The 14121-nt window shown below is 41.3% G+C and carries 14 protein-coding genes; 2 read left to right on the top strand and 12 right to left on the bottom strand.

The features are described from left to right. Nucleotides 1–12: 12 nt before the first annotated feature. Nucleotides 13–459, bottom strand: coding sequence for an RrF2 family transcriptional regulator (locus CSV61_RS04510; RefSeq protein ID WP_099638269.1), 447 nt, complete (start codon nucleotides 457–459; stop codon nucleotides 13–15). 214 nt (nucleotides 460–673) lie between these two features. On the opposite strand from CSV61_RS04510, the gene hmpA reads away from it, so the two are divergent. After that, nucleotides 674–1861 carry an NO-inducible flavohemoprotein gene (gene hmpA / locus CSV61_RS04515; protein WP_099638270.1) on the top strand — a complete coding sequence of 396 codons (1188 nt, stop codon included), beginning with the start codon at nucleotides 674–676 and terminating at the stop codon, nucleotides 1859–1861. Between the two features lie 39 nt (nucleotides 1862–1900). On the opposite strand, the gene CSV61_RS04520 is transcribed toward hmpA, so the two are convergent. The 5 genes from CSV61_RS04520 to CSV61_RS04540 form a co-directional block, all read right to left on the bottom strand. Further along, nucleotides 1901–2950, bottom strand: a complete 1050-nt coding sequence (locus CSV61_RS04520; protein ID WP_099638271.1) for a YkvI family membrane protein — start codon at nucleotides 2948–2950, stop codon at nucleotides 1901–1903. Between the two features lie 51 nt (nucleotides 2951–3001). After that, nucleotides 3002–3598 carry a DNA-3-methyladenine glycosylase gene (locus CSV61_RS04525; protein WP_083034184.1) on the bottom strand — a complete coding sequence of 199 codons (597 nt, stop codon included), beginning with the start codon at nucleotides 3596–3598 and terminating at the stop codon, nucleotides 3002–3004. A 21-nt stretch (nucleotides 3599–3619) separates the two neighbouring features. Next, the gene (locus CSV61_RS04530) at nucleotides 3620–5356 is read right to left on the bottom strand and encodes an ABC transporter ATP-binding protein (RefSeq protein ID WP_099638272.1); all 1737 of its coding nucleotides are present in this window, start codon (nucleotides 5354–5356) and stop codon (nucleotides 3620–3622) included. A gap of 20 nt (nucleotides 5357–5376) precedes the next feature. Further along, nucleotides 5377–6039: a uracil-DNA glycosylase gene (locus tag CSV61_RS04535; RefSeq protein WP_099638273.1), complete on the bottom strand. Its 663-nt coding sequence runs from the start codon at nucleotides 6037–6039 to the stop codon at nucleotides 5377–5379. 108 nt (nucleotides 6040–6147) lie between these two features. Continuing rightward, nucleotides 6148–7290, bottom strand: coding sequence for an MFS transporter (locus CSV61_RS04540; RefSeq protein WP_199173595.1), 1143 nt, complete (start codon nucleotides 7288–7290; stop codon nucleotides 6148–6150). Nucleotides 7291–7491: 201 nt separating this feature from the next. Here CSV61_RS04540 and CSV61_RS16540 point away from each other — a divergent pair, with 201 nt between their 5' ends. Continuing rightward, nucleotides 7492–7674 (top strand): hypothetical protein, encoded by a 183-nt coding sequence (locus CSV61_RS16540; RefSeq protein ID WP_143561056.1) that lies wholly within the window; start codon nucleotides 7492–7494, stop codon nucleotides 7672–7674. Nucleotides 7675–7741: 67 nt separating this feature from the next. Here CSV61_RS16540 and CSV61_RS04545 read toward each other — a convergent pair whose 3' ends face one another. From CSV61_RS04545 to hflX, 6 genes are all read right to left on the bottom strand, one after another. After that, nucleotides 7742–8704: a siderophore ABC transporter substrate-binding protein gene (locus CSV61_RS04545; RefSeq protein WP_099638275.1), complete on the bottom strand. Its 963-nt coding sequence runs from the start codon at nucleotides 8702–8704 to the stop codon at nucleotides 7742–7744. Nucleotides 8705–8737: 33 nt separating this feature from the next. Further along, nucleotides 8738–9499 (bottom strand): iron ABC transporter ATP-binding protein, encoded by a 762-nt coding sequence (locus CSV61_RS04550; protein WP_099638276.1) that lies wholly within the window; start codon nucleotides 9497–9499, stop codon nucleotides 8738–8740. Then, complete coding sequence (locus tag CSV61_RS04555) at nucleotides 9496–10446, bottom strand: iron chelate uptake ABC transporter family permease subunit (protein ID WP_083034190.1); 951 nt, start codon at nucleotides 10444–10446, stop codon at nucleotides 9496–9498. The genes CSV61_RS04550 and CSV61_RS04555 overlap by 4 nt, the downstream gene beginning before the upstream one ends. Beyond that, on the bottom strand, nucleotides 10439–11389 hold the full coding sequence (locus CSV61_RS04560; protein WP_099638277.1) for an ABC transporter permease: 951 nt from the start codon (nucleotides 11387–11389) through the stop codon (nucleotides 10439–10441). Before CSV61_RS04560 ends, CSV61_RS04555 begins: the two co-directional genes overlap by 8 nt. Before the next feature lie 246 nt (nucleotides 11390–11635). Beyond that, nucleotides 11636–12487, bottom strand: coding sequence for a DUF6612 family protein (locus CSV61_RS04565; protein ID WP_099638278.1), 852 nt, complete (start codon nucleotides 12485–12487; stop codon nucleotides 11636–11638). Nucleotides 12488–12750: 263 nt separating this feature from the next. Continuing rightward, nucleotides 12751–14019 (bottom strand): GTPase HflX, encoded by a 1269-nt coding sequence (hflX, locus tag CSV61_RS04570; protein WP_083034193.1) that lies wholly within the window; start codon nucleotides 14017–14019, stop codon nucleotides 12751–12753. Between the last annotated feature and the right edge of the window lie 102 nt (nucleotides 14020–14121).

Raw genomic sequence — 14121 nt, forward strand, 5'->3', positions numbered from 1 at the left:
CTACCACACTATTCAGGATTGACTAGTGGGAAATAGTAAAGACTGTATTTCTTCCTTATTGTGAAGAAAATCTGCAATCGTGTAACGGTCTAATACAGCGAAGTAAGCTTGAAGTGCTTCGTATAATACCCCTCTTAGCCGGCAGGCTTGAGACAACACGCACATATTTTTGCTTGGATCAAAACATTCGACTAGATGGAAATCGTCTTCTGTTTTTCGAACTAGTTCGCCTACATTAATGCTATTTGGATCTACACTGAGACGAATTCCACCACCACGACCGCGAGTGGTTTCGATCAATTCCAGTTTTCCTAACTCATGGACTATTTTGGTGAGGTGATTTTTTGAAATTTGATAAGCATCCGAAATTTCTTGAACAGTGGACAGTTCATTCGATTGCTTGGAAGCTAAAAAAATCAGAACACGCAGCGAATAATCTGTATACATCGTTAAACGCATAATATCACCACTTTCTACTCTCACTTCATTATAGCATTTTCAATTGAAAAATCATTCATTGACACTGAGTGTCACGTGTAAAAGCCTGGCTACTTTTTGAATAGAATGTGACAACATTCACATTTTATTTTTAAACATGTATATAATATATAGCTTTTAAATTTCAAATGATTTATGATAGAGATATCAAATACGGAGAGGTTGTGCATGATCCATGTTAGATCAAAAAACTATTGACGTTATCAAATCCACAGTACCAGTATTAGAGGAACACGGAACAGCTATTACTACAGTATTTTACAAAAATATGTTTGTAGCTCATCCCGAACTACTAGATATATTCAACCACGTTAATCAATCTCAAGGACGTCAGCAGACAGCTCTTGCAAACACAGTATACGCAGCAGCGCAACATATTGATAACCTAGAAGCCATTCTACCGGTTGTTGTACAAATCGCACACAAACACGTGTCTCTCGGAATCTTGCCGGAACATTATCCAATTGTCGGAGAGTATCTGTTAAAAGCTATTAAAGAAGTACTTGGCGATGCAGCGACTCCTGAGATTATGGATGCATGGGAAGCAGCTTACGGTGTGATTGCTGGCGCGTTCATTGACGTAGAAAAAGATATGTATGAGAATACAGAACAAGCCGACGGCGGATGGCGCTTATTCAAAGACTTCGAAATCGTCGATAAAGTAGATGAAAGTGATGTTATTACTTCATTTTACTTAAAACCGGTTGACGGAAAAAAATTACCATACTACTTGCCAGGACAATACATTACAATTCGCTTGGAAATCCCAGGCGCGAAAAACATTGTCAACCGTCAGTACAGCTTGTCTCAAAAGTCAAACGACGAGACTTTCCGTATCTCGGTTAAACGTGAAGATACATTATCACCAAACGGCGTAGTTTCTTGCTATTTACACGAAAGTGCAAGTGTTGGCGACATTATAGAAGTTAGTGCACCAGCAGGTGACTTCTACTTAGATCCTACTGGCACAACACCTGTTACATTAATCAGTGGTGGAGTTGGTATTACACCAATGAAAGCTATGTATTCAACCATTGCAGACTTGTCTCCAGAACGCGAAGTCGCATTCTTGCACTCTGCACGTACACGTAATCAGCAAGCATTTGCGAGTAAACTAGAGCAAATAAATGCAAAACTTCCAAACTCTACGTATAAAGCCCTTTATTCAGAAGAGGGAGACGGAATTATCACACGTGAGTTCCTAGAAAAACACGTGATTGCAGGCAGTGATGTCTATGTATGTGGACCAACTGGTTTCATGGAGTTCGTACTTCAACAACTTACTGCTATGGGCGTACCTGAAGATAAACTCCACTTCGAGTTCTTCGGCCCTGCTGTGGCACTTCAATTACAATCTGTTTAAGCATAAACAACCCCGCGAAATCATTCGCGGGGGTATTTTTTATATTCTCTTTGGCATACGAATCGATGCCATAATGAGTGCAGCTACTAAAAACAGACCTAAATAACCGACAACTGGATATAGTGTATTGACCAATTTCGTGAATCCAAAAAAACTTAAAGCATAGCCCACGACTAGTGAAAATGCTACGAATAACTTAAACTTCATTGTTCCACCTGGAATGAATCGAGCACCAAACGCATAGAACATACTGACTGCTGTATTGAAGATCATACCGTATAAAATAACCGCCATGAAAATTGCAAAGATCGGTGAAATATTATTGATAATCGCAAGCATCGGCAGATCTGATCCTGCAACGTTTTCCACCTGTGAAAAAATCGCCAAGTGACTTAACAGTATTAAAATACCTAACATAAGGCCACCTACGAATCCACCTCGTGCTGCAATCTTTTCATCTTTTTCTGCACCGCCCATAACAATTGCCATCGAAGCACCTACCGCAATATTAAATGACACATAGTTAATAGCAGATATGAACCAATTCGGCAATGTCGTAGGCAATGCTTGTGCAACTGGATCAAGAATCGCGAATGTTGTATCCATCGTGACGATACTGTAAACGGATACGGCAACTACTGTAATAATTAAAAACGGTGTTACACTTCCGATTACAGCCACCACTTTATCTACGTTTAATAATATCGTCAAGAACACCAAAACTATCATAAGCAAACTGCCTACAAATGTCGGTAAGCCAAATTGCTGATGTAGGTTGGCACCGGCACCCGCCAGCATTACTACACCCACGCCAAATAGTGTAAAGATAATAATGCCATCTACTATTACACCTAAATAGCGCCCACTGATTTTGTAAATCACGTCTTTGTGTGAAGGTGTTCGCATTCGACTTCCTAGACGCGTTAATGTCATTCCCAAGTAAGCGAACAGTGCTGTACAAATCACTGCGCCAATCATACCTAAATAACCGAAACTCGTAAAATACGTCATGATTTCATTACCGGAAGCAAATCCTGCTCCTACGATAATTCCAATAAACGCACTGCCCATTTTCAATATTCTTTTCATAATTTCCCCTATTCTTCTCTGTAACCAAACAAATTTGAGATGTTCGTTCGTCTATTTTCTATATTTTGAGACGAACGGGTTGTCTTTTTCATAAAAACGCCAAGGATAATACACGGCTTCACCCGTGTTTCCAATCCCTACTCGCGGACCAGCCTCTATTTCAGCCTGAGGTAAGCCTTCTGCTATAAAGAGAGGCCTTTGAGTCCAATGGTGGCCGTAGTATGACATCGTCACACCAAGAGCTTTGGAAAGCTTTCCGGGACCATTTGTAAGATCGGTCTCTTTTTTAATGTGTATGCCACGACGTTGTTGCATATGATTTATTCCTTCTATTGGTTCACCTGCCCGCAGTAATACAGCGTGCGGTGTTCCCTCTTGTGCACAGACAACATTCATCAGTGTGTGCGTGTGCATTTGATATGTATAGACGGAACCCGGTTCACCGAACATAATTTCAGTACGCTTTGTTCTGCGATTACCATAACTATGCGCAGCACGGTCTTCTGCTCCATGATACGCTTCGGTTTCCACAATTCTGACCACCGATAGACCTTCGGGTTGTTCATGGACAATATATTGACCGACCAAATTACGGGCAAGCTCTAGTACAGGTACATTGAAGAAAGACGAATCAATCGGTTCATACATACAATCTTCTCCTTTCAGTTCTCATGCCAATCCTTGACCTTCTGCAAACTCGCGATAGAGATTATGTGATTTCAATAGTTCGGTGTGACTTCCTCTACCGGTAATTTGACCATTTTCTAAAAATAGTAGTTGATCTGCATGCAGTACAGTTGCCAATCGGTGTGCGATAATAAGCGTAGTTCTACCTTGCATCAAATGGCGTAACGCTTCTTGGACATGCGTTTCCGAACCGCTATCTAAATTCGACGTCGCTTCATCCAACAATAAAATTTCAGGGTTATGCAATAATGCACGCGCGATGGCAATACGTTGGCGTTGGCCACCTGACAGCTTCATCCCACGCTCCCCTACCATCGTATCGAATTGATCCGGCATATCACTGATGAAAGTATACGCATTGGCGGCTTTCGCAGCTTCAATTACTTGTTCAAGAGGGGGTCTCTTTTCAAGACCGTACGCAATGTTATCTAAGATGGTTCCACTCAATAACGGGCTTTCCTGCGATACGTAGCCTATACGTCTACGCCACTCCGATAACGGAATCATTTGGATTGGATCTGCCCCAAGCCATATTTCACCAGAAGTCGGTTGATAAAATCTCTCCATCAATGAAAAGATCGTCGTCTTCCCTCCACCGCTTGGTCCAACGAACGCCGTTACAGTTCCTCGCTCCGCAGTGAACGATATTCCATTCACTACATCTTTTCCCTCTTCATATGAAAAGTGAACAGTTGAAAATGCAATGGCGCCTTCCGTTTTCGGCATATATTCACCGTCTGCTGGCTCTGAGTTCATTCGCAGAATCCCTTGAATTCTCTCTGTCGCTCCTACTGCTTTTTGGAATGAAGTGAAAAATTGAGCCATCTGCGCAAATGGTACGATGATCTGAAATAGCAAGAAAATAATTGCAACTAGTGTTCCTGCTGACAACGCGCCTTTTGCAACTTGCGCTCCTCCATAACCAAGAATTACTACTAGGATACCCATCATCGTCAACATCATGACAGGTGAAATAACAGCCTGTATTTTTGCTTCTTTTAGTCCATATCGAAATAGAGATTGAATAGCGATTTTGCCTTTTTCACCTTCAGCAGATTCTGCGCGATATGCTTTCACTAATCGGATATCTCCAAGCACTCGGCCGAGATGTCCTGAAAATTTCGCCATTTCAGCCTGTGTTGCTTTCGCTACTTTGTGCATTAAACGTCCAAGCGGATACAAGATCGCCATGCTAACAGGTACACTGATCAACATGATAACCGTCATTTTCCAATCAAGCACTAATAAAATAATAACCGCTCCAATAATCGAGATCATGCCCGAAATGAACGATACTAAATGCTCTGAAACAAGTGATTTTAATACAGTCGTGTCTTGTGTAATCCGACTCATCGTTTCACCCGTTTCATTTTGATCAAAATATGGTACAGGTAAACGCAATACCTTTTGCCATAATTGATCGCGTAGATCCGCCACTACCGTCTCACCAATATAGGCCAGCATATAGTAGGAGAAACCACCAGCAATTGCTTGTACTACGAATAAAATGAGCAGAAAAACACCCGTTTTCCAGTTCAATAATTCACTTGTGAACGAGTCTACTAAATCTTTGGTGATTAGTGGAACAGCTAGTCCTGCAGCGGTTTCAACGAGAGATAGTACTAGTGCAAAGATTGTTACGGCAACTGGCCAATGCAATGTCTTGACCAGACTCATAAAGTTTTTTACAGATCCTTTAGATTTTACTTGATCATTCATGGTGTTTCCTCTTTTCTATCTCATTCAAACGGGTGTTGCATTTGTCTTTGAAGATATTCACCAATGCGTTGCCAATCGGCTTCCAAATCGGGCCTTAGAGAAGGTCGATAAAACACGGACGCTGGATGGAATGTCGGAATTATAGTGTACGATTCATCCGTTAAACTATATTGCTTATCTTCTAATGTCGCTAAATATTGCACAGGTTGCGTCAGCATTTGCCCATGAAGCGCCGTGACTTTCGCATGTTTGCCTAGCAATCGCTGCAGACCGATATTGCCTAGTGTGACGATGAGCTTCGGTTGAAGATTGGCTATTTCAAAATCGAGAACGAGCGCATGAGCCAATTGTTCTTTTTGTGTGGGTGGACGATTATACTTACGCTCCGTCAAACTACCATCCCGTTCTTTCTTGGTCCCCCATTTATACGGTCTACTGCGGAACGAACTCGTCATATAGACATCTTCACGTGTTAACCCGATCGATGCAAGGGATTTCATTAATTCGTCACCTGCACGGCCAATGAACGGAATACCATGTATCGCTTCATGTTCTCCTGGCGCTTCTCCAACCAGTAAGAGTGTCGGTGATTTCGGACCTTCTCCGTGAACAAAGCCTTCTACTGGAAATCCTTCGCTACGTTCTAAAGCAACACGCGCAATTTCATCTGGTACACGAAACATTGTATTCACTCCTTTCTGCAATTATAAAGGTTTCGCTGTTGAATAAAAAATATTAACCATCAAAAAAGCCGCTTCCATTTATGTAAAATGGAAACGACTTATTTTATACTACGTTAACTCTGTTTGCTTTGTTTCTGTTCCGAGGAAAATAACAGCTAGTACCCCTACCATGATTGCTCCGCAGAAAATACCAAAGACTACTCCGAAACCGTATCCTGCCGTTAATAATGAGCCAACGAGAAGTGGTCCGAAAATTCCTCCCACTCGCCCCACTGCAGCGGCAACCCCGGAGCCTGTCGCTCGAATCGCGGTAGGATATTGTTCGGGTGAATAAGCGTAGAGTGCCCCCCATGCCCCTAAGTTAAAGAAGGATAAAAATGCACCGGCTACCATCAAAGTTGTCAATGTATCCGCATTGCCGAAAGCTAGAGCGCTGAGTGCCGTTCCAATTAAAAAGGTAGCGAGGACAAATTTACGTCCTATGCGCTCAATTAGCCATGCGGCACTAAAATAGCCTGGTAACTGCGCTAGTGTCATCAATAATACATAGCCAAAACTTTTAATTAGACTGAAACCTTTGATCACCATGACGCTCGGTAACCAAAGGAACATGCCATAGTAAGAGAAGACCACAGCAAACCAAACGATCCACAACATAATTGTCCGTTTTCTAAACACCGGAGCCAGTAGTTGCTTAAGCTTCTGTCCTGTCGTTTGTGAAGTTTTTTCTTGTTCTTCAAACTTCTTGGAGTCCGGCAAATTACGACGTAAGTAAATCGCATAAAATGCCGGTAGTGCCGTGATGATCAGAGCGACTCTCCAGCCGAATTCCGGGATAACGAAATACGCTATTAAAGCCGCTATAAGCCAGCCCGCCGCCCAGAAGCTTTCGAGTAACACCACCACACGCCCCCGCTCTTTTGCGGATACGCTTTCCGAAACTAAAGTAGACGCAACAGGCAGCTCTCCCCCTAACCCTGCTCCTACTAAGAAACGCAAAGCTAAAAACGCCCATAACGTCGTCGTCAAAGCAGATAGGCCACTCGCTACGGAAAATAAGATCAATGTCATCATAAATACTTGCTTACGTCCAATCCGATCAGCCAATAACCCGAATCCGAATGCACCTATCGCCATACCAATAGAGTTAACACTACCAATCCAACCCATCTCAGTCGACGTTAGATTCCACTCTACAGCTAATGCTGCAATGACGAATGACAAGATTCCAACATCCATCGCGTCGAACATCCAACCTGTACCTGCTATGCCTAATAATTTATTTCGTGATAGTTCTTTCTTTTTCACAGGGCTTCTACCTTTCTATTGTGCAATCTTTAGGTGTCTTTACAGTTGTCATTATAGCACTTTTTAGTTGTATTTGACTAGTTTTGTTTTTTGGATGTTTGTGGGCTTTTGTGGTTGTGGGTTTTGCAGGTGGTGATTGAGCGGGTGGGCTATCGATATGAGCGGACACGCGACCTGATTGAGCGGATACGCTACAAGTATGAGCGAACACCCGACCCGATAGAGCGGTTGTGCTACAAGTATGAGCGGATTCGCCGCAAGTATGAGCGGACAAGCAACGTGATAGAGCGTTCCTTCAAGTATATTGAACACAACCCAACAATTTAAAGCTAAAGAACATTTTTGAAGATGAAAAAATCCCAGAAGACAGAGTCTCCCGGGATTTCATTCGTTCTTATAGTCCAACTTCTACTTCTTTGATCATTTCTTTGATTGATTGAAGACCGCCACCAGATAGGTACCAGTATTCACCGTTCAAATAGACCATTTTATCGTTCTTGAATGCATTTGTTTTCTTCACAAGATCGTTTTCAACAGAATCTTTCGCTGTTGCACCGTTACCGATTGCTGCGTCGCGGTCAATGATGAATAGAATATCTGGATTTGTTTCTAAAATATATTCAAATGTAATATTTTGTCCATGTGTAGAAACTTCGATGTTCTTATCGGCAGGTTCAAAACCGAATACATCATGGACTATGCCGAAACGTGAGCTTGGGCCGTATGCACTTACTTTTCCTTCAGTTGCCAGGATGATCAATGCATTGCTATCGATACCTTCAGTTTTAGTTTTGATATCTTCAATACTTGCATCTACGTCTGCTAGTTCTGAGTTCATTTCATCTTCTTTATCGAAGATTGTAGCAATTTTCCCCATGTTCTCTTTGAATGATTCCATGTAGTTCGCTGTATCAACACCCATGTAGATTGTTGGAGCAATTTCAGATAACTGGTCATACAAGTCTGTTTGACGTCCAGAGATGAAAATCACGTCTGGCTTCATCGCATTGATTGCTTCAAAGTCAGGTTCTTTTAGACTACCAAGATTCTCATACTTTTCGTCTTCGTATTTAGAAAGGTAACCCGGTACGCTTGATTGTGGAAGACCCGCTACTTCAATTCCTAGCTCATCCAACGTATCCAATGTTCCAAAGTCGAACACTACTACCTTTTCTGGGTTCTTTTCAAGTGTTGTTTCACCAAGTTCATGTGTGATTGTCACTTCTTTGCTTTCTTCAGCTGGCTTGTCTTCAGGTGTTGCATTGTCTGCAGGCTTTTCTTCGTCTGTCGTACCGCCACAGGCAGCTAGTGCAAGCATTAAGATTATTGCGAATAGAGAAAGGGTTAACTTTTTCATTTTTGTCTAATTCCTCACTTTGAATAATGTAGTTTAAGAGTTAAAGTACACACAAATACGGCAATCTTTCATTTGTTGAATCGGGATTTCCATATCATAAATTTCGCGTAATGAATCTGAAGTAATAATATCGTTTGTTATACCATCCTTGACAACTTTTCCGTTCTTTAACGCAACGATGCGGTCTGAATAGACAGAGGCAAAGTTGATGTCATGCAAGACAATGACAACCGTTTTGCCAAGATCGTCGACAAGCTGACGCAAGATTTTCATGATTTGCACGGAGTGTTTCATGTCCAGGTTATTCAGTGGTTCATCGAGCAGAATATAATCGGTGTCTTGTGCAATTGTCATCGCAATGAAAGCTCGCTGACGCTGACCGCCGGATAACTCATCCAAGTATGCTTCTTGCATGTCTATCAGACCCATGTACTCCAACGCTTGATCTACCATCCGCTCATCCTCTTCTCGCAGACGGCCCTTACAGTGCGGGAAACGGCCGAACGAAACAAGTTCACGGATGGTAAGTTTGACATTCATGAAGTTAGATTGTTTTAATATCGCGACGCGCTTAGCAAAATCATTGGACTTCATACTTTTCACTTTACTTTTATCGAGCAATACTTCGCCTGTGTCAGCATCCATTAATCGACTTACCATTGACAGGAGAGTAGATTTACCAGCCCCATTCGGTCCAATGAAAGATGTGATTTTTCCACGGTGAATATTTACACTGACCTTTTCGACGACTGCTTTTTTTCCATAGAACTTCGTTAGCTCACGAACTTGAATCATGAGGATCGACTCTCCTTTAATAGTAAGTAGATAAAGTAAACGCCACCGACAAAGTTAATGATTACACTGAGTGTGGTCGAGAAAGAAAATAGACGTTCAACGACCCACTGTCCGCCAACTAATGCAATGACACTCATCAACGCAGCACCTGCGATTAACACTGAATGCTTGAATGTGTTGAAGAATTGGTAAGACAAGTTGGCTACGATTAGCCCGAAGAATGTGATCGGACCTACAAGTGCTGTGGACACCGCAATCAATACTGCGGATAAAATCAGCATGATCTTGACGACTGACTGGTATGGCACACCTAGATTGATTGCTGTATCGCGTCCCAATGATAAAACATCGAGTTCATTGATATAGCGCCAACCGATAATTAGTGTGATAACCAATATGGACAATGCCCACCAAACGAGGTCCCCATTGATGTTGTTGAAACTCGCAAACATCTTATCTTGCACACGCATGAATTCATTTGGATCAATCATCACTTGCAAGAATGTTGAAATACTACCGAAAAATGTACCGACGATGATACCGACTAGCAATAAGAAATAAATTGGCCGGTTCCCTTTTCCGAATAAAAAGTGATAAAGCAGTAAGGCGAACAATATCATCGCGCCTACCGATAGCATGAAGTTAAACTGCTGGTTGATCAGGACAAATGAAGTGGACCCGAAAAAGAATATGAGAACAGTTTGCAGCAAGATATAGAGTGAATCCAATCCCATGATGCTTGGTGTCAAAATACGGTTATGCGTGATGGTCTGGAAAATGACTGTGGAATATGCCACTGCTACACCAGTTAAAATCATCGCTACCACTTTAACTGCTCTTCTAGGAAGTGCATAATCATAGCTGCCGTTCAAATCTTGAAATAGGTATAATCCGCAAAATACTAATGAAAATGCCAACAAAATCAGTAATTTGGTTGAGTTACGCATAGGCTTTCCCCCTAAACAGCAAGAATAGGAAGATTGCGCTTCCGATGACACCGACCATTAAACTGATCGAAATTTCATACGGAAAAATAATAACCCTGCCTAGAATGTCGCAGATCAGAAGGAAGATTGCACCTAGCAATGCAGTATGCGGCAACGTCTTTTGCAAATGGTCTCCTTTGAAAATCGAGACGATGTTCGGAATGATTAACCCTAGGAAAGGAATCAGTCCGACTGTCAATACGACGGTTGTCGTAATCAAAGCGACTAAGATCAACCCGATATTGACAATACTCTTGTAAGCTAGTCCTAAGTTCTTGGAAAAGTCTTCTCCCATACCTGCCACTGTAAATCGGTTCGCATATAAATATGTAATGATCAACACAGGTATACTAATATACAAAAGTTCATAACGGCCTTTCATGATCATGGAAAAGTCTCCTTGAAGCCATGCAGACATATTCTGGATCACGTTCGCTTTAAATGCAAAAAATGTGGTGATGGAAGATAAGATACTCCCGAACATTAATCCAACGAGCGGTATGAAAATCGCATCTTTGAATTTAATACGATCAAGAATTTGCATAAACAAGAAGGTACCAAGTAAGGCGAATGTAAACGACACCGCCATTTTTTCTAATAGTGTTGCGTTAGTAAAGATCAACATAGACACTAAAATTCCAAGTTTCGTCGCATCCAACGTTCCTGCCGTAGTAGGAGATACAAATTTATTGCGGCTCAGTTGTTGCATAATCAAACCTGCAATACTCATCCCTGCACCCGCCAGTAATATCGCGACTAATCGAGGAACTCGACTAATTAAGAAGATTTCTGTTGTTTCTGAACGCCAATCCAATAGGTCCACTGGTGTGATTCGGCTTGCGCCGACAAACAGCGAAAGAAGTGATAATAGTATAACGGCTGTAAGTAAGTAACGTTTCTTCATGAAGAACTCCGATATCGAATATTTGAGCATTTCTCACTTAAATGAAAATGATTATCATTCGCTCAAGAACAACATTAACGCGTTTTGCATCTGATGTCAATAACTAACTGAAAATCGTTATCAATACTTTTTAAAAAATACTCATTACGGGACTTGTATATCGTTATTCGTTCATTCAAATGAAATTTCACGACAAAAACCGTTTTCCGTACGAAACGGAAAACGGTATATTCATTTACTGCTGGTTCATTTTTTATCCAATTCTTGTGCGTTGTCCAGTATTTCCTTCGGTATCTTAATTTCATCAATCTCATTAATTTTTGTCATGGTCCCCTTAATGTTCTGCGTAACTTTAACTTGCTGGCCTTGTTCATCCATTGTCATGATCATATCCATGTCAAAGTTTTTTGTGAAGAAAGTTTTTTTATCGATAGTGAATTGTAGATCGACTTTTTCTACTTTCATATCGGTTTCTTCCAACATGGCTTCATCTGCTCCTGCTGGCATGTTCTTCTCCAGCATCTCTTGCATAAGCTCACTAAACTTTTCACCAGAACCTATTAAAGTTAAAACGTATTCATCGTTGGTCTCTTCAAATGTAAAGTCTTCAGCGTATTCTTCATACATAGTGAAATCAACAGGTGATTCAGTCATCCCTGCCATTTGACCAGTGACTTCCTCATACATTTCGTTCGGCAGTTTGATCCAACCACCTGATTGTGGATCCTTCATGAAGAAGCCTTCTTCTGTCATATACTGTTCTATCGCCATTTCTTCATCGCCAACTTGCATGTTCATTGTTTGGCGCATGGCGAGCGGTTCAATAATCATATCCATATCAATCGTTGAATTAATGTCTTGCTTCTCATCGCCCATTTCTAACGTTTGCATTATTTCCATATCAGAATGCATACTTCGTTGTGTTTCAGACGCCGCATTGGCTTTTTCCATTACTTCACTGGCTGTCAGTTCACTTTTTACGACCACTTCTTCTTTTTCCCCTGTCATTGGATCTTCTTTTGGTTCTGCAGTTTGGCCACAAGCACTTAAGATCAATACTAACATTCCTGCCGTGAGAATGGTTATCCATTTTCTCATATAGTCCATCACTCCTTATATAGTGTTTCCGCTTAATCGTACGATTGATTTAGAAGTTCTTCAGTTTCATCTTTTTATATCAAAATTAAAGGACAAATAATGTAATGCCGAAAATGAATATAGTAATCCTTTTATAAAAATTTTCATCAAGAGGTTTAGATTCTGAGTAATCGGGCAAACTAAAAGCATCCCACCCCCTTTCTCTTCTAATAAAGATAAAAGGATTTGGCTGCATGCATCGCGCATGCAGCCCTTTTTTATGTTCACTTTAAAATAAATTCTTGTAGACGTTCATATTCACTTTCTGGCATCTCTACAGTCATCATTGTACCTTCTTCTTCATAGGCTGTATCTTTAATCGATGCATTTTCATTGAGATGTGCAACGATTTCTCCCCGGTCGTATGGAATCAATAATTTACACGTGACATATTGGCGGAATAAGCTTTGTTGAATCAATGTCAGCAATTCGGGAATTCCTTGATCTTCGCCAGCTGACATCCAAATACTCTGATCTTTTATACGCGGATAAGAGACTTCAGTCAAATCCGATTTATTATATATGTTGATAGTAGGGATGCTTTTCACACCAATATCTCCTAGCGTTTCATTCGTAACATCCATCATATGACCATGCTCTTCGTCGGAAACGTCCACAACATGCAACAATAAATCGGCATTCTTGGCTTCTTCTAGCGTCGAACGGAATGCTTGGACAAGATGGTGTGGGAGTTTGGAAACGAATCCTACGGTATCCGTTAAAATAAATTCTTTTTTATCATGCAGCTTGATCTTTCTAACTGCGGTTTCGAGCGTTGCAAATAGCATATCTTTTTCACGGACTTCTTTAGATTCATCCACATCCGTATATTGCAACAATCGATTCATCAACGTGGATTTCCCAGCGTTCGTATAACCCACGATCGACACAACGGGTATACCGCTCCTGACACGCTGTTTTCGCTGCGTTTCACGTTGATCACTTACATGCTCTAGTTCACGGCGAAGCTTCGCGATCTGATCTTCAATTTTCCGACGATCGAGCTCAAGCTTCGTCTCACCGGCGCCTTTATTCTGTAAGCCACCTCCCGTACCGCCACCTTGCCTGCTCAGTGAAGCACGTAGTCCAACAAGTCGTGGCAACGTATATTGCAGTTGCGCTAATTCAACTTGCATTTGCGCCTCTCGGTTGCGTGCCCGCCTCGCAAAGATATCCAGTATTAGCATGGTACGGTCAATGATTTTACATTCTAGATCTCTTTCCAGATTTCGTAATTGCGAAGGTGATAATTCATCATTGAAGATGAGTAAATTTGCTTCGGTTTCTTCATACACATCTCGAATTTCATCGATCTTCCCTCTTCCAATATAAGTAGATGGATTTTTCCGTTCTAAATTCTGTGTCACTTCACCTAGTACTTCCACATCGATGGCTTCTGCCAAATTCTTCAGTTCTTCCATCGAATATTCGAAATGCAAATCCTTCTGCTCATGTACGCCAACTATTATGGCCTTTTCAATTAACACATCCATGCTAGCATCCCCCCGACATCTTTATATATAGTTTACCCTTCGTTCTGTTTACTAATCGTTCGATGTAAAATGAATCTCCGCCAAACGTTGTACTATTTCACT

This window comes from Sporosarcina sp. P3 (assembly GCF_002743415.1).
GTDB lineage: Bacteria > Bacillota > Bacilli > Bacillales_A > Planococcaceae > Sporosarcina > Sporosarcina ureae_A.